23 protein-coding genes are annotated in these 23887 nt (G+C 71.5%); 12 read left to right on the top strand and 11 right to left on the bottom strand.

Annotation, left to right across the window (positions count from 1 at the left end; genetic code table 11):
* Positions 1–90 precede the first annotated feature (90 nt).
* A complete protein-coding gene (locus ACFU5F_RS13730; RefSeq protein ID WP_383886424.1) occupies positions 91–1176 on the top strand; it encodes a Zn-dependent alcohol dehydrogenase in 1086 nt (361 codons plus the stop codon).
* Between the two features lie 135 nt (positions 1177–1311).
* A complete protein-coding gene (locus tag ACFU5F_RS13725) occupies positions 1312–2646 on the top strand; it encodes an MFS transporter (RefSeq protein WP_383886421.1) in 1335 nt (444 codons plus the stop codon).
* A 75-nt stretch (positions 2647–2721) separates the two neighbouring features.
* Here the strand turns inward: ACFU5F_RS13725 and ACFU5F_RS13720 are convergent, their stop codons facing one another.
* Complete coding sequence (locus tag ACFU5F_RS13720; RefSeq protein ID WP_383886418.1) at positions 2722–3699, bottom strand: DMT family transporter; 978 nt, start codon at positions 3697–3699, stop codon at positions 2722–2724.
* An 82-nt stretch (positions 3700–3781) separates the two neighbouring features.
* On the bottom strand, positions 3782–4429 hold the full coding sequence (locus ACFU5F_RS13715) for a TetR/AcrR family transcriptional regulator (protein ID WP_383886415.1): 648 nt from the start codon (positions 4427–4429) through the stop codon (positions 3782–3784).
* 75 nt (positions 4430–4504) lie between these two features.
* Here ACFU5F_RS13715 and ACFU5F_RS13710 point away from each other — a divergent pair, with 75 nt between their 5' ends.
* The 5 genes from ACFU5F_RS13710 (at position 4505) to ACFU5F_RS13690 (ending at position 8517) form a co-directional block, all read left to right on the top strand.
* Complete coding sequence (locus ACFU5F_RS13710; RefSeq protein ID WP_383886412.1) at positions 4505–5656, top strand: acyl-CoA dehydrogenase family protein; 1152 nt, start codon at positions 4505–4507, stop codon at positions 5654–5656.
* Positions 5657–5744: 88 nt separating this feature from the next.
* Positions 5745–6032 carry a YiaA/YiaB family inner membrane protein gene (locus tag ACFU5F_RS13705; protein WP_383886410.1) on the top strand — a complete coding sequence of 96 codons (288 nt, stop codon included), beginning with the start codon at positions 5745–5747 and terminating at the stop codon, positions 6030–6032.
* Between the two features lie 118 nt (positions 6033–6150).
* Positions 6151–6777, top strand: coding sequence for a TetR/AcrR family transcriptional regulator (locus ACFU5F_RS13700; RefSeq protein ID WP_383886407.1), 627 nt, complete (start codon positions 6151–6153; stop codon positions 6775–6777).
* A gap of 340 nt (positions 6778–7117) precedes the next feature.
* Positions 7118–7816 (top strand): glycoside hydrolase family 11 protein, encoded by a 699-nt coding sequence (locus ACFU5F_RS13695; protein ID WP_383886404.1) that lies wholly within the window; start codon positions 7118–7120, stop codon positions 7814–7816.
* Positions 7813–8517 (top strand): polysaccharide deacetylase family protein, encoded by a 705-nt coding sequence (locus tag ACFU5F_RS13690; protein ID WP_383886402.1) that lies wholly within the window; start codon positions 7813–7815, stop codon positions 8515–8517. The genes ACFU5F_RS13695 and ACFU5F_RS13690 overlap by 4 nt, the downstream gene beginning before the upstream one ends.
* A 69-nt stretch (positions 8518–8586) precedes the next feature.
* Here ACFU5F_RS13690 and ACFU5F_RS13685 read toward each other — a convergent pair whose 3' ends face one another.
* Complete coding sequence (locus tag ACFU5F_RS13685; protein ID WP_383886399.1) at positions 8587–9048, bottom strand: MaoC family dehydratase; 462 nt, start codon at positions 9046–9048, stop codon at positions 8587–8589.
* A 108-nt stretch (positions 9049–9156) separates the two neighbouring features.
* Here ACFU5F_RS13685 and soxR point away from each other — a divergent pair, with 108 nt between their 5' ends.
* Positions 9157–9684, top strand: a complete 528-nt coding sequence (soxR, locus tag ACFU5F_RS13680) for a redox-sensitive transcriptional activator SoxR (RefSeq protein WP_383886396.1) — start codon at positions 9157–9159, stop codon at positions 9682–9684.
* 33 nt (positions 9685–9717) lie between these two features.
* Here soxR and ACFU5F_RS13675 read toward each other — a convergent pair whose 3' ends face one another.
* On the bottom strand, positions 9718–10794 hold the full coding sequence (locus ACFU5F_RS13675) for an RNA ligase (ATP) (protein WP_383886393.1): 1077 nt from the start codon (positions 10792–10794) through the stop codon (positions 9718–9720).
* A gap of 265 nt (positions 10795–11059) precedes the next feature.
* Between ACFU5F_RS13675 and ACFU5F_RS13670 the strand changes: the two genes are divergently transcribed.
* Positions 11060–11581, top strand: a complete 522-nt coding sequence (locus tag ACFU5F_RS13670; protein WP_383886390.1) for a hypothetical protein — start codon at positions 11060–11062, stop codon at positions 11579–11581.
* Between the two features lie 118 nt (positions 11582–11699).
* On the opposite strand, the gene ACFU5F_RS13665 is transcribed toward ACFU5F_RS13670, so the two are convergent.
* Positions 11700–12302, bottom strand: coding sequence for a hypothetical protein (locus ACFU5F_RS13665; protein ID WP_383886387.1), 603 nt, complete (start codon positions 12300–12302; stop codon positions 11700–11702).
* Between the two features lie 334 nt (positions 12303–12636).
* Between ACFU5F_RS13665 and ACFU5F_RS13660 the strand changes: the two genes are divergently transcribed.
* Entirely contained in the window at positions 12637–15450 is a 2814-nt protein-coding gene (locus ACFU5F_RS13660; protein WP_383886386.1) for a penicillin acylase family protein, read from the top strand.
* Positions 15451–15530: 80 nt separating this feature from the next.
* Here ACFU5F_RS13660 and ACFU5F_RS13655 read toward each other — a convergent pair whose 3' ends face one another.
* Together ACFU5F_RS13655 and ACFU5F_RS13650 are read right to left on the bottom strand one after the other, a co-directional pair.
* Positions 15531–16835 carry a serine-threonine protein kinase gene (locus ACFU5F_RS13655; protein ID WP_383886383.1) on the bottom strand — a complete coding sequence of 435 codons (1305 nt, stop codon included), beginning with the start codon at positions 16833–16835 and terminating at the stop codon, positions 15531–15533.
* A gap of 117 nt (positions 16836–16952) precedes the next feature.
* Complete coding sequence (locus tag ACFU5F_RS13650; RefSeq protein WP_383886380.1) at positions 16953–18200, bottom strand: exo-beta-N-acetylmuramidase NamZ domain-containing protein; 1248 nt, start codon at positions 18198–18200, stop codon at positions 16953–16955.
* A gap of 227 nt (positions 18201–18427) precedes the next feature.
* Between ACFU5F_RS13650 and ACFU5F_RS13645 the strand changes: the two genes are divergently transcribed.
* Positions 18428–19192 (top strand): SDR family oxidoreductase, encoded by a 765-nt coding sequence (locus ACFU5F_RS13645; RefSeq protein WP_383886564.1) that lies wholly within the window; start codon positions 18428–18430, stop codon positions 19190–19192.
* A 140-nt stretch (positions 19193–19332) separates the two neighbouring features.
* Entirely contained in the window at positions 19333–19926 is a 594-nt protein-coding gene (locus ACFU5F_RS13640; protein WP_326583914.1) for a TetR/AcrR family transcriptional regulator, read from the top strand.
* Between the two features lie 93 nt (positions 19927–20019).
* On the opposite strand, the gene ACFU5F_RS13635 is transcribed toward ACFU5F_RS13640, so the two are convergent.
* The 4 genes from ACFU5F_RS13635 to ACFU5F_RS13620 form a co-directional block, all read right to left on the bottom strand.
* Positions 20020–21243 (bottom strand): acyl-CoA dehydrogenase family protein, encoded by a 1224-nt coding sequence (locus ACFU5F_RS13635; RefSeq protein ID WP_383886377.1) that lies wholly within the window; start codon positions 21241–21243, stop codon positions 20020–20022.
* Positions 21244–21249: 6 nt separating this feature from the next.
* On the bottom strand, positions 21250–22284 hold the full coding sequence (locus tag ACFU5F_RS13630) for a phosphotransferase family protein (protein ID WP_383886562.1): 1035 nt from the start codon (positions 22282–22284) through the stop codon (positions 21250–21252).
* 196 nt (positions 22285–22480) lie between these two features.
* Complete coding sequence (locus tag ACFU5F_RS13625; RefSeq protein ID WP_383886374.1) at positions 22481–23392, bottom strand: MBL fold metallo-hydrolase; 912 nt, start codon at positions 23390–23392, stop codon at positions 22481–22483.
* 188 nt (positions 23393–23580) lie between these two features.
* Positions 23581–23877, bottom strand: coding sequence for a hypothetical protein (locus tag ACFU5F_RS13620; RefSeq protein ID WP_383886372.1), 297 nt, complete (start codon positions 23875–23877; stop codon positions 23581–23583).
* Positions 23878–23887 lie beyond the last annotated feature (10 nt).

Genomic DNA, 23887 nt, shown 5'->3' with positions numbered 1-23887 from the left:
AGCGCCCCGGTTCCGAGCGCTCCGGCTTCGAGCGCCCCGGTTCCGAGCGCACCGTCACCCCCTCCCGCGAACACAGGAGAGTCATCCCCCATGGCCGTCCGAGCCGCCGTACTGCCCGCCGTCGGTGCCCCGCTGGAGATCACCGGGATCGAACTGCCCGAACCCGGGCCCGGCCGGGTCCGGGTGCGGCTCGCCGCCGCCGGGGTCTGCCACTCCGACCTGTCGCTCTCCGACGGCACCATGCGGGTGCCGGTGCCCGCCGTGCTCGGCCATGAGGGCGCGGGCACCGTCCTCGCGGTCGGCGAGGGGGTCACCCATGTCTCGCCCGGCGACGGCGTGGTCCTCAACTGGGCGCCGTCCTGCGGGACATGCCACGCCTGCTCGCTCGGCGAGGTGTGGCTGTGCGCGAACGCGCTGCTCGGCGCCGCAGAGGTGTACGCCCGCCGGGCCTCCGACGGCGCTGACCTCCACCCCGGTCTGAACGTGGCCGCCTTCGCGGAGGAGACGGTGGTCGCCGCCGGGTGTGTGCTGCCCGCCCCGGACGGCGTCCCGCTCGCCGACGCCGCCCTGCTCGGCTGTGCCGTCCTCACCGGATACGGCGCGGTCCACCACTCGGCGCGGGTCCGGGAGGGCGAGACCGTCGCGGTGTTCGGGGTGGGCGGTGTGGGGCTGGCCGCCCTGCAGGCCGCGCGGATCGCGGGCGCGTCCCGGATCTTCGCCGTGGACGTCTCCCCGGCGAAGGAAGGACTGGCCCGTGCGGCGGGAGCCACGGACTACGTGACCGCCTCCGAGAACACGGCCCGCGAGATCCGTGGCCTGACCGGCGGGCAGGGGGTCGACGTCGCCGTGGAGTGCGTCGGCCGCGCGGTCACCATCCGCACCGCCTGGGAGTCGACCCGGCGCGGCGGCCGCACCACGGTCGTCGGCATCGGCGGCAAGGACCAGCAGGTCACCTTCAACGCGCTGGAGATCTTCCACTGGGGCCGCACCCTCTCCGGCTGCGTCTACGGCAGCTCCGACCCGGCGCGCGACCTCCCGATCCTCGCGGAGCACATCAACGCCGGCCGCCTGGACCTGGGCGTTCTGGTGACCGACCGCATCTCCTTGGACGACATCCCGGCGGCTTTCGACAACATGCGGGCGGGCAAGGGCGGCCGGGCGCTGGTGACGTTCTAGTTCGGCTGCCCGAGCAGACCCCCGCCCACCCGCGAAAAGCACCCACCGAACTGATACACGCACGACCGTTGACCTCCATACCGTCCGGTCAGTACGTTCCCCGGAACGTCCCCGCACCCACCGGAGTGTGCTCGTATGGACACCGCTCCCGCCCCCGTCACCACCTCCCGTCCCCAGAGCCATCGCAAGGTCGCCACCGCCGCGGCCCTCGCCTCGGCCGTGGAGTGGTACGACTACTTCGTCTTCGGCATAGCCGCCGCCCTCGTCCTGGGCGATCTCTACTTCCCGGCCGGCAGCTCCTCCGCGGGTGTGCTCGCCGCGTTCGCCGCCTTCGCCGTCGGCTTCCTCGCCCGCCCCCTCGGCGGCATCGTCGCCGGTCACCTCGGCGACAAACGGGGCCGCAAACCCATGCTGGTGCTGGCCCTCACCCTGATGGGCCTGGCCACCACCGCCATCGGCCTCCTCCCCACGTACGAGACGATCGGGATCGCCGCTCCGATCCTGCTCGTCCTCCTGCGTGTCGCCCAAGGGGTCGCCGTCGGCGCCCAGTGGGGCGGCGCGATGCTGCTGGCCACCGAGTACGCCCCCGAGGGCAAGCGCGGGGTGTACGGCAGCTTCGTCCAGCTCGGCGTCCCCATCGGCGTGGTCAGCGCCAACACGATGTTCCTCGTGGTGGGCGCGAGCACCGACGACTCGGCCTTCACCGCCTGGGGCTGGCGCGTGCCCTTCCTGGTCGGCCTGTTCGTCCTCGGCCTCGCCTGGTACATCCACCGCCATGTGGAGGAGACCCCCGAATTCCGCGCGGCGGAACGGAAGCTGGCGGAGCAGGAGAGGGGAGAGAAGAGTTCCCCGCTCAGGACGATCCTGCGCGGTCATCTCGGCACGGTCTTCCTGGCGGGCGGCTCCTTCGCCGTCAACACCGCGACCTTCTACATCCTCATCACCGGCGTCCTCGACTACACCACCCGCGAACTCGACATGGAACGCGGCGCGGTCCTCGCGGTCTCCCTCTGCGTCAGCCTCACCCAGCTGGTGCTGATCCCCGCCGCCGCTGCCCTCTCCGACCGGGTGGGCCGGATCCGGATCTACGCGTTCGGCGCGGCCGGCATCGCCCTGTGGGCCGTCCCGCTGTTCCTGCTGATCGACACCGGCTCGCTGCTGTGGCTCGCCGTCGGCACCTTCGTCGCCAGCTGCTTCCTCAGCATCATGTACGGGCCGCAGGCCGCCCTGTTCGCCGAGCTGTTCACCCCGGAGATGCGCTACACGGGTGCCTCCCTCGGCTATCAGATCGCCGCGGTCCTCGGCGGCGGCCTCGCCCCGTTCCTGATGGTCCTGCTCCTGGAGGCCACCGACACGTCCATGTCGGTCTCCGCGTACATCATCGGGCTGTCGGTCATCGCCCTGGTGTCGATCAAGATACTCGCCAAGAGGGCGAGTTCACGGGTGGAGGACCGGGACGCGACGTCCTAGGGCCCCGTCTGCCGGATCTCCGCGGCGTCGTGACGCCCGGCACTCCTTCTCCCACGGAGACCCGTCAGACGGGCACTAACCCCGCGCCGGCGGCCCTGGCCGCGGTTCCGGAACGACATCCGGGGCCGCGGCCCCGGCGTCCGGCGCCGCCGGCCGCGTACGCGCCCGGGACCGTGACACCGCCACCCCCGCCAGGCACAGCGCGCCACCGGCCAGCGTGAGCGGTCCCGGTACCTCGCCCAGCGCCAGCCAGGACATCAGCACGACCAGCGCGGGCACGGCATACGTGGTCGCGCCCATCCGGCTCGCCGTCGTACGGGCCAGGGCGTACGCCCAGGTCGTGAAGGCCAGCGCGGTCGGGAACACGCCCAGGTACACCATGTTGAGGGTCGACTGGACGGGAGCGGCGGCGGCCTCCCGCACCAGCTGCCCGGCGAACGGCAGACACACCACGGCCCCCACGAGACAGCCGAAGGTGGTCACCTGGAGCGGACTCGCCGCGCCCAGCACGGGCTTCTGGGCGACGACCCCGGCCGCGTAGGCGACGGCGGCGAGCAGGCACAGGACGACACCCAGGACCGAGGCGCCTCCCTCGCCGGACATCGACAGGCCGACGGCGACCGCCCCCGCGAACGACACCGCCATGCCGGCGAGCAGCCGGGGCGGCATCGGGTCGCCGAGCAGCCGGGCGCCGAGCAGCGCGATGAGGATCGGCCCGATGTTCACGACCAGGGCCGCCGTGCCCGCGTCGACCCGTTGTTCGCCCCAGTTCAGGGCGACCATGTAGAACCCGAACCACAGCACCCCGGACACGGCGATGCCCCGCCACGCGCTCCGTGGCGGCAGCCCCTCCCCGCGCCACCACCAGATCGCCCCCAGCACCACCACCCCGGCCAGCAGCCGTCCGAGCGCCAGCGCGCCGGGGGAGTACGCCTCTCCGGCGCTGCGGATCGACACGAAGGCCGACGCCCACAGCACGACGGTGACGGCGGCCGCCCCCGCCGCGAGCAGTTCGACCGTGCGGGTGGGTGCGACCCGGGGAGTGTTCGCCATGGGGTCGAGGCTAGGCGGGGGAACCCTGCCGGGGCTCGCGGTTTTCCGACGCGGGCCTCGACTCGGCCATCCGTGTGGCTTCCTAGCCGTTCCGCCGCCCGGCCACCGCCGCGTACTGCTGCTCCAACCCGTCCAGCAGCGCCCGCAGGCCCACTTCGAACGCCCGCTCGTCGATCTTCTCCTGCTGCTCGGCCAGCAGGTGCGCCTGCCCGAGGTGGGGATAGTCGGCCGGGTCGTAGGCGCTCTCGTCGTCCACGAAGCCCCCGGCGAACGACCCGACCGCGGACCCCATGATGAAGTACCGCATCAGCGCCCCGATGGACGTGGCCTGCGCCGCCGGCCAGCCCGCCTCGACCATCGCCCCGAACACGACGTCGGCGACCTTCAGTCCGGCGGGCCGCCTTCCGGGCCCCCGCGCGAGGACCGGCACGATGTGGGGATGGTCGCGCAGGGCGGCCCGGTACGAGACCGCCCAGTCGTGCAGCGCGGTCCGCCACGGCCGCCCGTCCTCGAACATCGACAGGTCGACCTGCGCGCTCACCGAGTCGGCGACGGCCTCCAGGATCTGGTCCATGGTGCGGAAGTGGTTGTAGAGCGAGGGCCCGCTCACGCCCAGCTCGGCGGCCAGCCGTCGTGTGGAGACGGCCGCCAGCCCCTCCTCGTCCACCAGCGCCCGCGCCGTCTCCACGATGCGGTCGGTGCTCAGCAGGGGCTTGCGCGGTCTGGCCATGGCGCACATAGTAGGGGCTGCGCGCTTAAAACTAGCAGTGGTAATTTAATGGAGAACGGACGAGAGGCGGGTCGTGTGAACCTGGAGCTGAGCGAGGAGCAGACCGCCGTGCGCCGGCTCGCACGGGACTTCGTGGAGCGCGAGATCGCCCCGCACGTCATCGCCTGGGACCGGGCGGAGCAGGTCGACCGGGCCGTCGTGAAGAAGCTCGGCGAGGTCGGCTTCCTGGGGCTGACCGTCGACGAGGAGTACGGCGGCTCCGGCGGCGACCATCTCGCGTACTGCCTGGTCACCGAGGAGCTGGGCCGGGGCGACTCCTCCGTGCGCGGGATCGTCTCCGTCTCCCTCGGTCTCGTCGCGAAGACCGTCGCGGCCTGGGGTGACGAGGAGCAGAAGCGCCGCTGGCTGCCGGGGCTCACGGCGGGGGAGTACGTCGGCTGCTTCGGCCTCACCGAACCCGGCACCGGCTCCGACGCGGGCAACCTCACCACCCGCGCGGTCCGCGACGGCGATGACTTCGTCATCAGCGGCACCAAGACGTTCATCACGAACGGCACCTGGGCCGACGTCGTCCTCCTCTTCGCCCGATCCACCGACGCCCCCGGCCACAAGGGCGTCTCCGCCTTCCTCGTCCCCACCGACATCCCCGGCCTGACCCGCCGGGCCATCCACGGCAAGCTCGGCCTGCGCGGCCAGGCCACCGCCGAACTGGTCCTGGAGGACGTCCGCGTCCCCGCCTCCACCCTGCTCGGCCCGGAGGGCAAGGGCTTCACCGTCGCCATGTCCGCGCTCGCCAAGGGCCGGATGTCGGTCGCGGCGGGCTGCGTCGGCATCGCCCAGGCCGCCCTGGACGCGGCAGTCCGGCACGCGGGCGAGCGCGAGCAGTTCGGCAGGACGATCGCCCATCACCAGCTCGTCCAGGAACTCATCACCGACATCGCGGTCGACGTCGACGCCGCCCGGCTCCTGACCTGGCGCGTCGCCGACCTCGTCGACCGGGGGCAGCCCTTCGCGACCGAGGCCAGCAAGGCCAAACTCTTCGCCTCCGAGGCCGCCGTGCGCGCCGCGAACAACGCCCTCCAGGTCTTCGGGGGCTACGGCTACATCGACGAGTACCCGGCCGGGAAGCTGCTGCGGGACGCCCGCGTGATGACCCTCTACGAGGGCACCAGCCAGATACAGAAACTGCTCATCGGGCGGGCGCTGACGGGGGTTTCGGCGTTCTGAGCCGTGCGCACCGGTCTGAGTACCCGGGAGCGCCGTCTGAGTATCCCGACGGATGTGGCGCGGGCCACAGCTGCCTGACCATGTCCCCATGAGTGAGACACCGGTCAAGCAGCAGAACACGGCGGCCTTCTACGGTCAGTCCGTCGCGTCCTTCGGCGTCGCCATGACGGCGACCACCGTCGGGATCTACCACCTCGACGCCGACACCTGGGTCCGGGCCTTCCTGGCCGTCGCCGTCCTCTACCTCGTCACGTCGTCCTTCACCCTGGCCAAGGTGATCCGTGACCGTCAGGAGGCCGGGCGCATCGTCAGCCGGGTCGACCAGGCCAGACTGGAGAAGCTCCTCGCGGAGCACGACCCCTTCGAAAAGCTCTGACCCGCCCCGGCCCGGCGGGGCGCTGCTCCTGCGGCACAGCCCTGAACGGGCCTTCTAAGCGCTCGCTCACCCTTCGGCGGTATGGTGGTGACCAGCCATCGGAAGGGGCGAACGAGCGATGAGTACGGCGGAGGAGACGGCGGGCCGCGAGCCGCAGCCGTGGGGCGAGGTCAACCCGGACGCGGCCCGGCGGCTGCTGGTGGCCGCCGTGGAGGCCTTCGCCGAGCGTGGCTACCACGCGACGACGACCCGTGACATCGCGGGCCGCGCGGGCATGAGCCCCGCCGCGCTGTACATCCACTACAAGACGAAGGAAGAGCTGCTCCACCGGATCAGCCGCATCGGCCACGAGAAGGCCCTCGACGTACTGCGTACGGCGGCCGAGGGTGACGGCAGCCCGGCCGACCGCCTCGCCGAGGCCGTCCGTTCCTTCGTCCGCTGGCACGCGGGGCAGCACACCGTGGCCCGTGTCGTGCAGTACGAGCTGGACGCCCTCGGCCCCGAGGCCCGCGCCGAGATCGTCGCCCTGCGCCGTCAGAACGACGCGGCCGTGCGCGGCATCATCGAGGACGGCGTCGCCGCCGGTGACTTCGACGTTCCCGACGTACGCGGCACCACCGTCGCCGTCCTCTCCCTCTGCATCGACGTCGCCCGCTGGTTCAACGTCAACGGTTCGCGCACCCCCGACGAGGTCGGCTCCCTGTACGCGGACCTCGTCCTGCGCATGGTGACCGCGCCCAAGTAGCCGGGGTCGGCGGGGTGGCGGCCCGTTCGGCTCCTGGCCGGCCGGATGCGCCGGGCCGGCTCGCTCTCGCGCTCAGTCCGTTCAGCCTGCGCTCCGCGCATGCTCCCCGCGCTCCCCGTCGGCCCCGTTCTCCCTGGTCGGTTCGGTCGGCAGATTCCTCGAAACATTCGAGGAATCGAGGAGCGAAAGCGATCGGCGTCCAACGGATCCGATGGATCATGGCTGGTACAGCCCGCGAATGTTTCGGGATCACTGCCGAAACCATTGACAGTTGACAGGGGCAGGCCAACACTCCGGGGGTGACAGGGCGAACCCCCGACAGCCCGAGGAGGACGCGCGCATGAACGACGCATCCGCACCCACTCCCACCCCGCCCCCGAGCCGCAGGCTCTTCATCGGCGGTCTCTGCACGACCGCGCTGGCCGCCGCGACCGCGGTGGCCCTGCCCGGCACCGCCCACGCGGACACGGTCATCACCAGCAACCGGACCGGCACCGACAACGGGTTCTACTACTCCTTCTGGACCGACGCCCCCGGCACGGTCTCCATGACCCTGGCCTCCGGCGGCAACTACCGGACCTCCTGGAACAACACCGGGAACTTCGTCGCGGGCAAGGGCTGGAGCAACGGCTCCCGCAGGACGGTGCGTTACTCCGGCTCGTTCAATCCGTCCGGCAACGCCTACCTGACCCTCTACGGCTGGACGGCCAACCCGCTCGTCGAGTACTACATCGTCGACAGCTGGGGCAACTACCGGCCCACCGGCACCTACCGGGGCACGGTCAACAGCGACGGCGGCACGTACGACATCTACCGCACGACGCGGTACAACGCCCCCTCTGTCGAGGGCGTCCGCACCTTCGACCAGTACTGGAGCGTCCGTCAGTCGAGGCGGACGGGCGGGAGCATCACCACCGGCAACCACTTCGACGCCTGGGCCCGCGCCGGCATGCCCCTCGGCAGCTTCCGCTACTACATGATCATGGCCACCGAGGGATACCGGAGCAGCGGCAACTCCTCCATCACGGTGGCCTCGTGACCACCGGACCGCACCGCTCGCTCCGGCGCGCGGTGAAGCGGTCGCTCGTCGTCGCCACCGCCCTCGCGAGCACCGCGCCCCTCGTGCTCACCGCCGCCGAGGCGTCCCCGGCACGGGCCGCGGCCTGCAGCGGGTATGTCGGTCTCACCTTCGACGACGGCCCGTCCGCGAACACGCCGGCCCTGCTCAACTCGCTCCGGCAGAACGGGCTGCGGGCCACGATGTTCAACCAGGGCCAGTACGCCGCCGCCAACCCCGCCCAGGTCCGGGCGCAGGCCGCCGCCGGCATGTGGGTGGCCAATCACAGCTACACCCATCCGCACCTGACCCGGTTGAACCAGGCGCAGATCGACTCGGAGATCTCCCGGACCCAGCAGGCCGTCGCCGCGGCGGGCGGCGGCACGCCCAGGCTGTTCCGGCCGCCGTACGGAGAGACCAACGCGACGGTACGGTCGGTGGCCGCCAGGTACGGGCTGACGGAGATCCTCTGGAACGTCGACTCGCAGGACTGGAACGGGGCGTCCGCGGACGCCATCGTGCAGGCCGCCGCCCGGCTCACCAACGGCCAGGTCATCCTCATGCACGACTGGTCCGCGAACACCCTCGCGGCCGTTCCGCGCATCGCGCGCGGCCTGGCAGGCCGGGGCCTGTGCGCCGGGATGATCTCACCGCAGACCGGTCGGGCCGTGGCGCCCGCGTAGGGGAGCGGTCGCGGCGCCCGCACGGCACTCCGCGAGGGTGCGGTGCGGGCGCCGCTCGGCTTCACAACCTCAGAAGTAGTACCGGGACACCGACTCCGCGACGCACACCGGCTTGTCCCCGCCCTCGCGCTCGACGACGACCGCGGCCGTGACCTGTACGCCGCCGCCGACCTCGGTGACCTCCTGGAGGGTCGCCGTGGCGCGCAGCCGGGAACCGACCGGCACCGGCGACGGGAAACGGACCTTGTTGGTGCCGTAGTTGACGCCCATCTTCACGTTCTCGACCCGGAGGATCTGCGGCACCAGCAGGGGGAGCAGCGACAGGGTCAGATAGCCGTGGGCGATGGTCGTGCCGAAGGGGCCGGCCGCCGCCTTCTCCGGGTCCACGTGGATCCACTGGTGGTCACCGGTGGCCTCGGCGAAGAGATCGATCCGCTTCTGGTCGACCTCCAGCCAGTCGCTGTGCCCCAGCTGCTCACCCACCGCCGCCTTCAGTTCCTCGGCGGACGTGAAGATCCTCGGCTCTGCCATGTCCCGGCCTCCCTGCTTCCACATCTCTAAGCGACTGCTTAGCATGGTCGGCGGCGCAGTCCCTGTCAACGGACCGTGGCCCTTTCGGGTGTGGGTAGGCTCGGAGGGGTGCCCCAGATCCCTGAGAAGATCCACGAGTTGACCGTCGGCCAGCTGTCGGCCCGTAGCGGTGCCGCCGTCTCCGCGCTGCACTTCTACGAGTCCAAGGGGCTGATCAGCAGCCGCCGCACCACCGGTAACCAACGCCGCTACAGTCGAGACGCCCTGCGCCGGGTCGCCTTCGTCCGGGCCGCGCAGCGCGTCGGCATCCCCCTCGCCACCATCCGTGAGGCGCTCGCCGAGCTGCCCGAGGAGCGGACGCCGACCCGCGAGGACTGGGCCCGTCTCTCCGAGGTCTGGCGGTCCGAACTGGACGAACGGATCAAGCAGCTCAACCGTCTGCGCGACCACCTCACCGACTGCATCGGCTGCGGCTGCCTCTCCCTGGCCACCTGTGTGCTGTCCAATCCCGACGACGCCTTCGGCCAACGGCAGAGCGGTTCCCGCCTGCTGGTCGAGCGCCGGAAGGAGACGACCGGGCCGGAGCGGGGGAAGCCGGCGCCGGAGCAGCAGAAGGAGCCCGGGAGTTGCCGCTGAGCGGTTCCTCCCGGGCCCCCGGTGCCCCGTTCCTCACTCGTACTCGGTGCCGCCCTTGCGGGTCAGATACGCCGGGCTGACCGCCTTGGCCACGGCCCGCCCGCCGGTCACCGGGCTGTACCGCTCGGTGACCGGCCGGATCACGACGCCCTCGCGCAGATGCAGACCGCTCCCGGAGACCGTCTCCCGGCCGGTGGCCACCTCCAGCACCCGGTCGACGGCGTACGGGCCCTCGTACAGCCGTGGCACCAGCGGCAGCTCGCCGTCGAGAAGTTCGGACAGCTCGGCCTGGTCCAGCCAGCGGACCCGGCCGTCGATGTCGGCGGAGACGTCGAACACGGCGTACCCGAGCGTCTCGCGACGGCCGTCGGCGCCGTACGACAGGTCCTGCACCCCGGCGCCGTAGACCTCGCCGAAGATCCCGACCCGGCGGGCCCCCAGCCGCTCGGCGAGCCGGGCCGCGGCCTCGGTGACCCCGTGGCCGCGGACGGCGCGCCAGTACAGGTTCCGCGGGTCCTCCTTCAGCGCGAGGGACTTGGCGCCGAAGCCCTTCGAGGAGACCTGCACGCGGCCGTCCTCGGCGAAGTACGTCACCAGGCAGGCCGTGCCGTGCAGTTTCTCCGTCAGGACGACCGGTTCGCCGGGCGTGAAGATGTCGGGGTAGCGCTGGACGTTCTCGATGTCGACCCAGGGCAGCAGATCCGGGGCCGGCTCGACCTCGCCGCTCATCGTCGGCGGGATCGGCGGCACCCACTTGACGATGCCGAGCCGCTCCGCGAAGTCCGTGCCCTCCGTGACGGCGGCCGTCAGGTCCACGTCCGCGAGTGCCCGCGGCAGGCAGACGATGCCCTGCGACAGCTCGCCCCGCAGCCGTACCGCCTTCACCCGGTCCGCCCCGCTCCCCGCGAGCCGCCCCGTCAGCCCCAGCTCCTCGATGAGTTCGGCCGGGAGCACGGACTGTTCGGGGATGTAGACGGCGGTGTCCCCGGTGCGGTACACCCCCTTCGCCACGACGGCCCGGTACAGCCCGACCTGGGCCAGTTCGAGCGCGTCGGCGTTCGGGTGGTCGTGGATCGTCAGCACTTCGGCGGTGACGCGCAGCGTCGACATCGGGGCTCTCCCTCGGTTCCTGGGTCGCTCAGGGCGGTGTCATCGCCCTCAACTGTCGTCGGGGGAAAGGGGTGGAGCGAGGGGATTTGCCGCTGGTACAGTCCCGCGCCCGGCCGGCGGCCGCCGCCCGGCGCGCCCGGCGCGAACCTGTGAGTCTCCGGCTCCCCGACGCGTTCTCGTCCTGCGCCGCAACCGCTTCCCCCGCAACCGTGTCATGCGCACGAGAGGGTGGAACGGCATCCTCCGTAAAGGGAAAGGGGCGGCGATGAGCGTCGTCATATGTTCGCTGAAGTGGGAGAAGGCGCTCTCCGGCGGGCAGCGGATCACCTACGACTCCGACGGCTACCACCTGGTGCGCTTCCCGTACGCGAAGACCGCGGAGTCCTACGACCCCTGGAAGATGCACGACCCGGCGAACGGCGGCGGCACCGCGTCGAGGTTCCCCGATCCGCGTTCCGGTCTGATCTGGCCCAGCCACGACGGCTGGGGCGTGCTCTCGGCGATGGTCTTCTGGGAGGCGGACCCGAGAGCGCTGGAGTACCGGGCGCGCTTCGTACGCGATCCGCTGAACCTGACGAAGGAGAAGTACGACTCGACCGGCACGACGGACAGCGTGTCCACCCGGGGCGGGCAGTACCGCACCTTCATGTGGCAGATGTTCGTGCACAAGGGCATGCCGCTCGGGCTGAAGACAACCGCGCGCGGGCCGGGAGACGCCAGGCGGGCCACGGCGCTCACCCTCGCCGAGTTCAAGCTCGCCATCCACACGGACGTCGCGGAGCCGTAGACGGCACGCCGGGCCGGTGGACGTGCCCTCGCGCCGTACCCGCGCGGACACCGGGGCCCGCGCCGTCGCATCCGCACATACACGGGGGGTGCGGCATCCCCGGCGCACCCCCGTCGCGCTACGCCGAGATCAACAGCCGTCCGCGCCTGGACTCCGCCAGGGCCTCGGGTGTGAGCACCGGTCGCGGCACCACGATTCCGCACTCCGTGCAGACCGGGCCGGAGGACGGTTCGTGGGCCAGGTCGTACCTCCAGACGAGCCGCTCGCCCTCGCACACCGGGCAGGTCGAGCCCGGCTCGCGCTCCAGTGCGGCGATGAGCCGGCGCAGCACCTCCGCCAGCGGTTCACGCGGGTGGACCCCCGGGTCGTCGCACCAGGCGACTCCGAACCCTCCCCAGGTCAGCCGGTGCCAGTCGTCCACACTGCCCGGCCTGCGCAGCCCGTCGTGCTTCTCCCGCTTGCGGCGCCGCGCGAACTGCACCTCGTAGTCGAGCCACACGGAGCGGGCCGCCTCCAACTCCTCCAGTGCGGCCACGAGCCGCGCCGGGTCGGGGTTGCGGTCCTCGGGGCCGAACCCGGCCCGTGAGCACAGGTGGTCCCAGGTCGCCCGATGCCCGTAGGGGGCGAAGCGCTCAAGGCACTTGCGCAGCGAATAACGCCGCAGCGCCAGATCGCACCTGGGATCTCGCACCTGTCTTGCCAGACTCCGGAAACCAGCCATCGCCCTGCACCTCCGTCACACCTGCACCTGTACTTCGGTCACTTCGGCGTCGTCGTCGGGACGTCGCCGAATAGACGTATCGACACGCGATTCGGCTCCATCCGATTTCCGATGACCTCCATAAGTCGTCTACTGAGTCGTTCATGGGCCGTTCCTGCCTACGTCTGACTGCCTCTTACTTCTTCTTGTCTGCTTACGACTACTTCTGAGTACCCGTTCACGCTGTGCGTTGCCTGTCCGAGGATGTTGATCCAAAAAACGTGACGCATGTTCATCTTCAAAGCCGGGGATACCGGCGGTAACATCCGGCCCACCCTCGTCGGCAGGAGCTGCCATGCACCGGCGCACCCCACGCACCTCACGCAACGCCCTCGACAGACTGAGAACTCCCCGCAGATTCCCGGAGTTCCTCAAGGCCGCTTCGATATGCGCACTCGTTGCCGGTCTTTTGTCGCCTCTTTCCCCTGCTGCCCCGGCCGCGGCGGCCGACACGTCCGCCGACGCGGCAGCCGCGGTCACCGACCACTGCGGCGGACAGTGCTCCGACATCCTGCCGCCCGGCCAGAACGGCAACGCCACCCTGGCCCAGATCCTGCTCAACCAGGCCTTCGGCTCCATGCCGGAGAACGCGAGCAACCAGCTGGGCCCCTACAACAACCTGGCCACCGGCTACCCGGGCCTCACCAACTCCTCGATCAACACCTTCTTCAACGACGCCTCCTTCGGCGTCCCCTCCGGCCAGGTCGCCTCCACCCTGAGCCCGGCGGGCCGCACGGACGTCACGATCGTCCGCGACAAGAAGACCGGTGTGCCGCACATCACGGGCACCACCCGGTACGGCACCGAGTTCGGCGCGGGCTACGCGGCGGCCCAGGACCGGCTGTGGCTGATGGACGTCTTCCGCCACGTCGGCCGCGGCAAGCTGACCCCGTTCGCCGGCGGGGCCCCCTCCAACCAGGGCCTGGAACAGGAGTTCTGGCGCCACGCCCCCTACACCGAGGCCGATCTCCAGGCCCAGATCGACAAGGCGGTCGCCGCCAACGGCGAGCGCGGGAAGCTGGCCCTCGCCGACGTCAACGCCTACGTCGCCGGCATCAACGCCTACATCGACGCCTCCGACAGCGGCCGCTACTTCCCCGGCGAGTATGTCCTGACCGGCCACAAGGACTCCGTCACCAACGCCGGCACCATCGAGAAGTTCAAGCCCACCGACCTGGTCGCCCTGGCCTCCGTCATCGGCGCCCTCTTCGGCTCGGGCGGCGGCGGCGAGGTCAACAACGCCCTCTCCCTGCTGGCCGCCCAGGAGAAGTACGGCGTCACCGAGGGAACCAAGGTGTGGGAGTCCTTCCGCGAGCGCAACGACCCCGAGGCCGCCCTCACCGTCCACGACGGCAGCTTCCCGTACGCCACCAAGCCCGCGGACCCGCAGGGCATGGCCCTCCCCGACGACGGCACGGTGGCCGAGGAACCCCTCGTGTACGACCGCACCGGCAGCGCGGCCACGTCGGCCTCCAAGGGCCTGTCCGCCGAGGCCACCGACAACGCCCTCAGCTCCGCCCGGCGCGGGATGTCCAACGCCCTCGTCGTCAGCGGCAAGCACACCGCGAGCGGACACCCCGTCGCCGTCTTCGGCCCGCAGACCGGCTACTTCGCCCCGCAGTTGCTCATGCTCCAGGAGATCCAGGGCCCGGGCATCAGCGCCCGCGGCGCCTCCTTCGCGGGCCTGAGCATGTACGTCGAACTCGGCCGGGGCCAGGACTACGCCTGGAGCGCCACCACCTCCGGCCAGGACATCATCGACGCGTACGCGGTCGAACTGTGCCAGGACGACGTCCACTACCTGTACCACGGCACCTGCACGCCCATGGAGAAGATCGAGCAGACCAACTCCTGGAAGCCCACCACCGCCGACTCCACCGCGGCCGGCTCCTACCGCATGCAGGTCTGGCGCACCAAGTACGGCCCCGTCACGCACCGCGCCACCGTCGACGGCAAGAAGGTCGCCTACACCACCCTGCGCTCCTCGTACATGAACGAGGCCGAGTCGATCATCGGCTTCCAGATGCTGAACGACCCGGACTACGTCAAGGGCCCCGAGAGCTTCCAGAAGGCCGTCCAGAACATCAACTACACCTTCAACTGGTTCTACGCCGACTCCACCCACACCGCCTACTACAACAGCGGTGACAACCCGGTGCGGCCCGCGAACGTCGACCCCGAGTTCCCGGCCTGGGCCCGGTCCGCGTACGAGTGGCGGGGCTGGAACCCGACCAGCAACACCGCCGACTACACCCCGCCCTCCCAGCACCCCAACTCCATGGACCAGGACTACTACATCTCCTGGAACAACAAGCAGGCCGCCGACTACACCACCGCCCCCTGGGGCAACGGCTCCGTCCACCGGGGCAACCTCCTCGACGACCGGGTGAAGAAGCTGGTCGCCACGGGCGGGGTCACCCGGGCCTCGCTCACGAAGGCCATGGCCGAGGCGGGCCTCGCCGACCTGAGGGCCGAGGACGTCGTCCCCGACCTGCTCAAGGTCATCAACAGCAGCACGGTCACGGACTCGGCGGCCGCAGCGGCGGTCACCAAGCTCCAGACCTGGGTCACCTCCGGTTCGAAGCGCACGGAGACCTCCGCCGGCTCCAAGACCTACGCCAACGCCGAGGCGATCCGCATCCTGGACGCCTGGTGGCCGCTGCTGGTGAAGGCCCAGTTCGAACCGGGCCTCGGCACCGACCTGTACACCGCCATCACCGCCAACCTCCCCATCGACGAGTCCCCGTCGGCCTCGCACGGCCCGACCGGCTCCCACGCCGGCAGCTCCTTCCAGTACGGCTGGTGGAGCTACGTCGACAAGGACATCCGCTCGGTGCTGGGGGAGACGGTGCGGGGCCCGCTGGCGAACCAGTACTGCGGCGGCGGCAGCCTCGGCGCCTGCCGCACCCTCCTGATCAACACCCTCAAGGAGGCGGCCGGCAAGACCGCCGCACAGGTCTACCCCGGCGACGCGAACTGCTCGGCCGGCGACCAGTGGTGCGCCGACTCGATCATCCAGCGGACCCTGGGCGGCATCAAGCACAACAAGATCAGCTGGCAGAACCGGCCGACCTACCAGCAGGTCGTGGAGTTCACCTCGCACCGGTGAACACACCGGTGTGCGCACGGGCGAACGCGCCGGTGTGCGCACCGGTGTGAGCGAGTCGGAGTGAGTGCGGCGGGCCGGGATCAGGCGATACGGCCCGCCGCCAGCACCACCCGCGCCAGCTCCCCGTGACAGATGTCGCCGTGCGCCCCGGACGGCGCCCCGCCGCGTCGCACCACCGCCGACGCGTCGACGTTCACACAACCCGAGGCCGGCAGCCGGGCCCGCAGGGCGTCGGCCAGCGTGAGCGACCGGGTGCCCTCGACCGCCCGCACCCCGCCGTAGCCGAGGGCCCCCCACTTGGCGCCGAGGAGGCTGTTCACACTCAGTCCCAGCACCGTCCGCGCGTCGCCCGCCATCCGGGAGGCCAGCGGGTAGATGGTCCCGAGCGCCGAGTCGTGCCGGGAGTGACAGCACACCAACGGCCCGTCGATACGCCTGTGCCGGCCGTCCAGCACCCCGCTCGCGCCCCGGTCGTGGGGCAGGCGCGCCGCGAACGCGTAGTGCGAGAAGGCCGCCTGGAGGAGCGTCACCGACTTCACCGTGCGCACGCCCTCGGGCAGCCCGCGCAGCGCGAACGACACCAGGCGCGCGCCGAAGCTGTGCCCGACGAGGTGCACCCGCACGTCCGGTGCGGTCCGCGCCAGCTGTCCCAGCAGCCGCCCGAGCCCCCGCTCGCCGACCGCCCCGGCCCGGCGCTTCATCGCGAAGTACGTCGCCTGCCGCAGGAGTTCGTGCGCCCCGTCCCACACCCGCGGAGGGGCGGGCACGGTCCCGGTCATCACCTCCGAGGTCCCGACCTCCGCCAGGGCCGCCGCGAAGTCCGCGCACACGGCCGCCGTGTCCCCGCACAGCATCCCGGGAAGGCCCTGCGGCGCCCCCGCCGTGACCGTGTCCGCCGCGCACGCGCCCTGCGGCCCCTGGGGCGGCACCTCCACCAGCAGCCGCACCAGCCGCCCGAACTCCTCCAGCGACGGGCCGTCGTCCGCCCGGCTCTCCAGCAGCCCGGCGAGCCGCTCGACGACGACCGACCGCCCGGGAAACACCTCGGAGAGCGCGTTGCGGGTCCTCTTGTCGAGCGCGGGGCGGCCGGGCGCCACGGCCGGGGCCGGTTCGATGTCCGGGATCGGCTCGTCCGAGAACCGCATCGAGGGCCACAGCACGCCCACGTACCCGAGCCGTGCGCGCGGCGCGAGGTCCGGGAACGGGGCGAAGAAGCGGCTGTAGAGCGCGCTCGCGCCGGACCGGTCGCTGTTCCAGCCGTGCGCGAAGACGACCAGGTCGGCGATCCCGCTCCTGCGGACCCCGGCGAACAACCGGTCCCGCTGACCGGTGTCGACGTCACCGTCGGCGTCGAAGGTCAGTTCCCAGTAGGGAGTCACGCTCATCACCGGATCCGCCACGACGAGCCCCCTTCGGCCCCGCTGGTGCTGCGCTCACGCGCATGGTCCTGCAGGCGGCGAAGGATGGCCATAGTCGCGTACGCATGCCGTCGGCGCCCCCCGCTACCGGTACAGCAGATACTCCTTGCGCACCCTGCGGAACGCCGCCAGCTCCTCCTGCCAGCCCGCCACGACCTCGTCGGTGTCCGCCCCCGCGTCGATCATGGTCCGTACCCGCGCCGAGCCGGTCAGCCTGTCGATCCAGTTGTCCGGCCGCCAGGCGAACCCGCTCCACACCCGCTTGGCGGTCACGAGGAGACCGATCCCGGTGCGCACGGGGTCGTACGCGGCGCGGTCGTGGACATGGATCTGTACGCCCCCGATGGTCTTCCCCTGGAACTTCGAGAACGTCGGCGCGAAGTACGCCTCCCTGAAGCGGGCGCCCGGCAGGCCGAGTTCGTTCACGGCGGCCGACCACCGCCGGTCGACGCCCTCCGCGCCCAGCAGCTCGAACGGCCGCGTGGTGCCGCGCCCCTCCGACAGGTTCGTCCCCTCGAACAGACACGTCCCCGCGTACACGAGGGCGGTGTCCGGTGTCGGCATGTTCGGGCTCGGCGGCACCCAGGGCAGCCCGGAGTCGTCGAAGAACCGCGACCGTTTCCACCCCGACATCAGGACGGTCTCCAGCGGTACGGGCGAGGTGAGGAACTCACCGTTGAACAGCCGGGCCAGCTCCGCGACCGTCATCCCGTGCGCCTGCGAGACGGGCTGCCGCCCGACGAACGTCGCGAACTCCTTGTGCAGCACGGGCCCCTGGGCGCTCCGCCCGGTCACCGGGTTCGGCCGGTCCAGCACGACGAAGCGCTTCCCCGCCAGCTGGGCCGCCTCCATGCAGTCGTACAGCGTCCAGATGTACGTGTAGAAGCGGGCGCCCACGTCCTGGATGTCGAAGACGACCGTGTCCACGCCGGAGGCGGTGAAGATCTCGGCCAGGGGGCGGCCACTCTTCAGATAGGTGTCGTAGACCGGCAGCCCGGTCGCCGGGTCGTCGTGCCGGCCCTCGGAGCCGCCGGCCTGGGCGGTGCCCCGGAAGCCGTGCTCGGGGCCGAAGACGGCCCTGAGGTCCACGCGGTCGTCGGCGTGCATCACGTCGACGATGTGGCGGGCGTCCCGGGTGACGCCGGTGGGGTTGGTGACGATGCCGACCTTCTGGCCGTCGAGGACGCCGTAGCCGTCCCGTACGAGACGTTCGAACCCGGTGCGGAGCCCTGTGCGGGCAGCCTCGGCCGGGGGTGCGGTGGTGAGGCCGGCGGTGGCGGTGGCCGCCGTGGCCGTGGAGGCGGCGAGGAAGGAGCGGCGGGAGAGGTGCATGGGGGTGACCTCCGGGTCGCGGACACGGGCGAGGGAAGCGGTGTTCGGTGCAAGCTAAGCGCTTTCGCGGGTGGTTTGTCGTCCGCGGGCCGCGTGCGGCCGGTCGCGCGGTTTCCCGCGCGCCCTTCGGGGCGGGCCGGGCCTCACCCTTCCTCGGAGACATACCGACCGGTTAGTCTGGTCGTCTTGGTGGACCGAGTCTTGATACGTCGTGTCGAAGGAGACCGATCGTGGGAGCCGTGCAGGGTGCGGGTGTGGTGGTCACGGGGGCCGGTGGCGGGATCGGGGCGGCCCTGGCCCGCCGGTTCGCGGCCGAGGGAGCGCGGGTCGTCGTCAACGACCTGGACGGCGACCGGGCCGAGGCCGTGGCCGACGAGATCGGCGGGATCGCCGTCCCCGGGGACGCGTCCGCGATCGTCCCGGTGGCGCGGGAGGCGCTCGGCGGCACCGTCGACGTGTACTGCGCGAACGCCGGACTGGCCTCCGGCGGGACGGAGGCGGCCGACGAGAAGGTCTGGGCGCTCGCCTGGGACGTCAACGTCATGGCCCACGTCCGGGCGGCCCACGAACTGCTGCCGGCGTGGCTGGAGCGGGGCAGCGGGCGTTTCGTCTCGACCGTCTCGGCCGCCGGGCTGCTCACCATGATCGGCGCGGCGCCCTACAGCGTCACCAAGCACGGGGCGTACGCCTTCGCCGAATGGCTGTCCCTCACCTACCGCCACCGGGGCGTCAAGGTCCACGCGATCTGCCCGCAGGGGGTGCGCACCGACATGCTGACCGCCTCCGGCAGCGCGGGCGACCTGGTGCTCGCGCCCACCGCGATCGACCCGGAGGACGTGGCCGACGCGCTCTTCGACGGCATCGACAAGGACCGCTTCCTGATCCTGCCGCACCCCGAGGTGGCCGGTTTCTACCAGGCCAGGGCGGCCGACCCGGACCGCTGGCTGACGAACATGAACCACATCCAGCAGAAGTGGGAGACGACGGGCTGACCGCCCTGCCCGGCGGGCGCGTGCCGGAGAGTGGGATGATCCTCCGGCGGAAGCGCCCGATTCCGGCCGGTCGGGGACCGGCCGAGGGCCGACGGGCGGCCGGCAGGCGACGACAGAACCTCGGAAGGCAGGTGGCGGAAGTGCCCAGGACGACGGACGGAGACGGTACGCCCGTCCCGCAGCGGCTGCTCGCCGCCGCCACCCGGCTTTTCGCCGAGCGGGGCTACGACCGCACCTCGGTGCAGGAGATCGTCGAGGCGGCCGGCGTCACCAAGGGCGCGCTGTACCACTACTTCGGCTCCAAGGACGACCTGCTCCACGAGGTGTACGCGCGCGTGCTGCGCATCCAGCAGGAGCGGCTGGACGCGTTCGCGGGGGCCGACGCGCCCGTCGAGGAGCGGCTGCGGGGTGCCGCCGCCGATGTCGTCGTCACCACCATCGACAACCTCGACGACGCGATGATCTTCTTTAGGTCCATGCACCACCTGAGCCCGGAGAAGAACAAGCAGGTCCGCGCGGAACGCCGTCGGTACCACGAGCGGTTCCGGGCGCTCGTGGAGGAGGGCCAGGAGGCCGGTGTCTTCTCGAAGGCGACCCCGGCCGACCTGGTCGTCGACTACCACTTCGGCTCGGTCCACCACCTGTCGACGTGGTACCGCCCGGACGGCCCGATGGGCCCACAGGAGGTCGCGGACCACTTGGCGGACCTGCTGCTGAGGGCGCTGCGCCCCTAGGACGGGCCGAGGGGGGTGCGTTGTCGGGTGCGGCTCCGGTGGGAGCCGCACCCGCCGACGCACCCGCACCCCCGACCCATGAGGCGCCCGGCCTCACACGTACCGCTTCAGCTCCCGCCGCGCCAGCGACCGCTGGTGCACCTCGTCCGGCCCGTCCGCGATCATCAGCGTCCGCGCCGCCGCGTACAGCTCGGCCAGCGGGAAGTCCTGGCTGACACCCCCCGCGCCGTGCAACTGGATCGCCCGGTCGAGGATGCCCACCACCGTCCGCGGCGTGGCGATCTTGATCGCCTGGATCTCCGTGTGGGCCCCCTTGTTGCCCACCGTGTCCATCATCCACGCCGTCTTCAGCACCAGCAGCCGCAGCTGTTCCACCGCCACCCGGGCGTCGGCGATCCAGTTGTGCACGACCCCCTGCTGGGCCAGCGCCTTGCCGAAGGCCTCCCGGGCCACCGCGCGCCGGCACATCAGCTCGATCGCCCGCTCGGCCATCCCGATGAGCCGCATGCAGTGGTGGATGCGGCCCGGACCGAGCCGCGCCTGCGCGATGGCGAAACCGCCGCCCTCCTCGCCGATCAGGTGGGAGGCCGGCACCCGCGCGTTCTCGAAGACCACCTCGGCGTGGCCGCCGTGCGAGTGGTCCTCGTACCCGAACACCTGCATCGCGCGCTTCACCGTGACACCCGGAGTGTCACGCGGAACCAGGATCATCGACTGCTGGCGGCGGATGTCGGCCCCGTCCGGGTCCGTCTTGCCCATGACGATGAAGATCTTGCAGTCGGGGTTCATGGCCCCGGAGATGTACCACTTGCGCCCGTTGACGACGTAGTCCCCCGTGCCGTCGGAGGCCCGCTCGATCAGCGTGGTGATGTTGGTGGCGTCCGAGGAGGCCACCTCCGGCTCGGTCATCGCGAACGCCGACCGGATCTCACCGGCGAGCAGCGGCTCCAGCCACTGCTTCCTCTGCGCCTCGTCGCCGAACTGGCTCAGCACCTCCATGTTGCCGGTGTCGGGCGCGGCGCAGTTCAGCGCGGTCGGCGCCAGCTGCGGGGAGCGGCCCGTGATCTCGGCGAGCGGCGCGTACTGCAGGTTGGTGAGCCCCGCCCCGTACTCGGAGTCGGGCAGGAAGAGGTTCCACAGGCCCTGCCGACGGGCCTCGGCCTTCAGCTCCTCCACCACGGCGGGCGTGTCCCAGGGCGAGGCCAGCCGAGCCCGTTGCTCCTCGGCCACGGCCTCCGCCGGGTACACGTACGTGTCCATGAAGGCGAGGAGCCTGGCGCGCAGCTCCTCCGTGCGGGCGTCGAATGCGAAGTCCATGGCGGGTCAGCCTTCCTGGGTGCCGGCGCGGAGAGTCGTCAGGCCGTGTTCGATGAAGACGGGGACCAGGTCGCCGATGCGGTCGAAACCGCGGCCGACCGTCTGGCCGAGTGTGTACCGGTAGTGGATGCCCTCCAGGATCACGGCGAGCTTGAACCACGCGAACGCCGTGTACCAGGACACCGAGGAGACGTCACGGCCGGACCGGGCCGCGTACCGCTCCACGATCTCCGACGGATCCGGGTGCCCGGCGGCCGTCGCGGTCGTGGAGACGGGCGAGTCGGGCGTGGCGAGCGGGACGCTGTACATCACCAGCAGGCCCAGGTCGGTGAGCGGGTCGCCGAGAGTGGACATCTCCCAGTCGAGGATGGCCCTGATCCGGTCGTCGTCGCCGAGCAGCACGTTGTCCAGGCGGTAGTCGCCGTGGACGACGGTGGGAGCGGGGGAGCGGGGCAGCCGGCGTCCCAGCATCGCGTGCAGTTCGTCGATGCCGGCCAGGTCACGGTTGCGGGACGCGTCCAACTGCTTGCCCCAGCGCCGCAGTTGCCGGTCCAGGAAGCCCTCAGGGCGCCCGAAGTCGGCGAGGCCCACCTCGGCGGGGTCGACCGCGTGCAGCTCGACGAGGGTGTCGACGAGGCCCAGTACGGCGGCCCGGGTGCGCTCCGGGCCCAGCGGGGCCAGCTGCTCGGCGGTGCGGTAGGGGGTGCCCTCGACGAAGTCCATGACGTAGAAGGGCGCGCCGAGCACGTCCTCGTCGTCGCAGAACAGCACGGGGCTCGGCACCGGCACGTCCGTGGCGTGCAGCGCGCTGATCACGCGGTGCTCGCGTCGCATGTCGTGCGCGGTCGCCAGCACATGGCCCAGCGGAGGCCGCCGTACGACCCACTTGGCGGTGCCGTCCGTGACCTCGTACGTCAGGTTCGACCGTCCGCCCTCGATCAGCCGGCCGGTGAGCGGGCCGCTCACGAGTCCGGGCCGCTCGGCGTCGAGCAGGACGCGGAGCCGGTCGGGATCGAGACCTGGCGGGTGGTCTGGGTGCATCATCGCTCCTACACACGGCGTACCGGGACCCGTCCATGATGCCGACCGGTCGGTATGTCGTCCAGTGGGTGACCCGAAAGTGATCGGAGTCTCGGCCGGATCGCGGGCGGCGCGGCGGGATCCCGACGGGATCCCGGGGAACTCTGCGCGAGCGCACCGCTGTCCGGCCGGACCCGGCGGTCCTGCCGTCCTGCCGTCAGGCGTGGCAGGTCATCATCTCCCCGCCGTTGACGGTCGCCATGTCCATGAACCCGGCGAACGGGGCGACGCCCTCGCCCTCGGGCTTCCCGTCCAGTTCGGCGTAGGCCCGGTGCAGGTTCGCCACCAGCCGCTCGCTCTCGGGAAGCGCGCCGTACTCGCCGAGATCCGTGCTCCGCGCGGCCTCCAGCGGTGTCAGACCCGCCGCGTGCGCCTTCTCGGCGACCTCGGCCACGAACCGGATGTAGCGCTCGGCCCTGTCGAACGCCGACGGGTCGGTGACCGGGCCGTGCCCCGGTACGACGGTCTCGGCTCCCAGTTCGCGCAGCAGCGCCAGCGCCCGCAGCGAACCGCTGAGCGAGCCCATCAGGAAGAACGGCGTTCCGCCCTCGAAGACCAGGTCCCCCGCGAACAGCACCCGCCGGTGCGGCAGCCACACGACGGAGTCGCCCACGGTGTGCGAGATGCCGGGGTGGATGACCTGGGCCTCGATGTCACCGACGTGGAGCGTCACGCGCTCGTCGTACGTCAGGTCCGCGCCCTGGATCTCCACATCGCCGAAGTCGGTCCCCGGCCACAGCGGATGGAGGTGCCGCCCGCCGGCGAGGGCCTCGCGGCGGCAGGCCGTGTGCGAGACCAGCGTGGCGGAGGGGGTGAAGAAGCCGTTGCCGTAGGTGTGGTCGCCGTGGTGGTGGGTGTTGACCAGGAGACGGGGCCTCGGGACCCCGGTCGCGTCCAGCGCGGCGCCCAGGGCGCGGGTCCGGCGCTCGGTCGCCGCCGTGTCCACCAGCAGCGTGGTGGTCCCGTCGCTCACGAAACCCGAGTTGTTCAGACACCATCCGCCGTCCGGCTGCACATACGCGTACACGTCGCTCGCGAGCTCGACGGTGTACGGCTCCCGCGCGGTCATCGTGACCCCTTTCGTCCCCCCGGTTCGTCGCCAACTGGTGGACAGAGCCTGCCAGTCGACGACGAACCGGGGGAAACCGGGGTACGGAAGCGGCGCGGGCGACGGTGCCGGAATCAGCGCCGGGAACCGGTGCCGGGCGCCGCCCGCCGAGAACGCCGTACGAGGCGTGCGTGCCGTACGGACGTGCGTCAGTGGTCGTCCCAGTGCCCGTCGTGGGCGGCGTGCCGGTGTCCGTCGTGCACGTAGTCCACATGGTCCCCGTGGGTGACCGCCTGGTGTCCGCAGTCCTCACCGTGCTCGTGGGAGTGCCCGTCGTGCGCGGTGTGCCCGCTGGGCTCGCATTCGTCCCAGTGGCCGGAGTGCTCGCGGTGGAGATGTCCGTCGTGCGCGTAGTCGGTGTGATCCCCGTGCGACACGGGGGTGTGCCCGCAGGCCGGCCCGTGGTCGTGGTCGTGGACGGGGTGCTCCTGGTGCAGGGTGGTCATCGCGCTCACC

The sequence above is a fragment of the Streptomyces sp. NPDC057438 genome (genome assembly GCF_042802995.1).
GTDB lineage: Bacteria > Actinomycetota > Actinomycetes > Streptomycetales > Streptomycetaceae > Streptomyces.
Note: the sequence above shows the minus strand (reverse complement) of the source record. Positions and strands in the feature narration are given on the sequence as shown.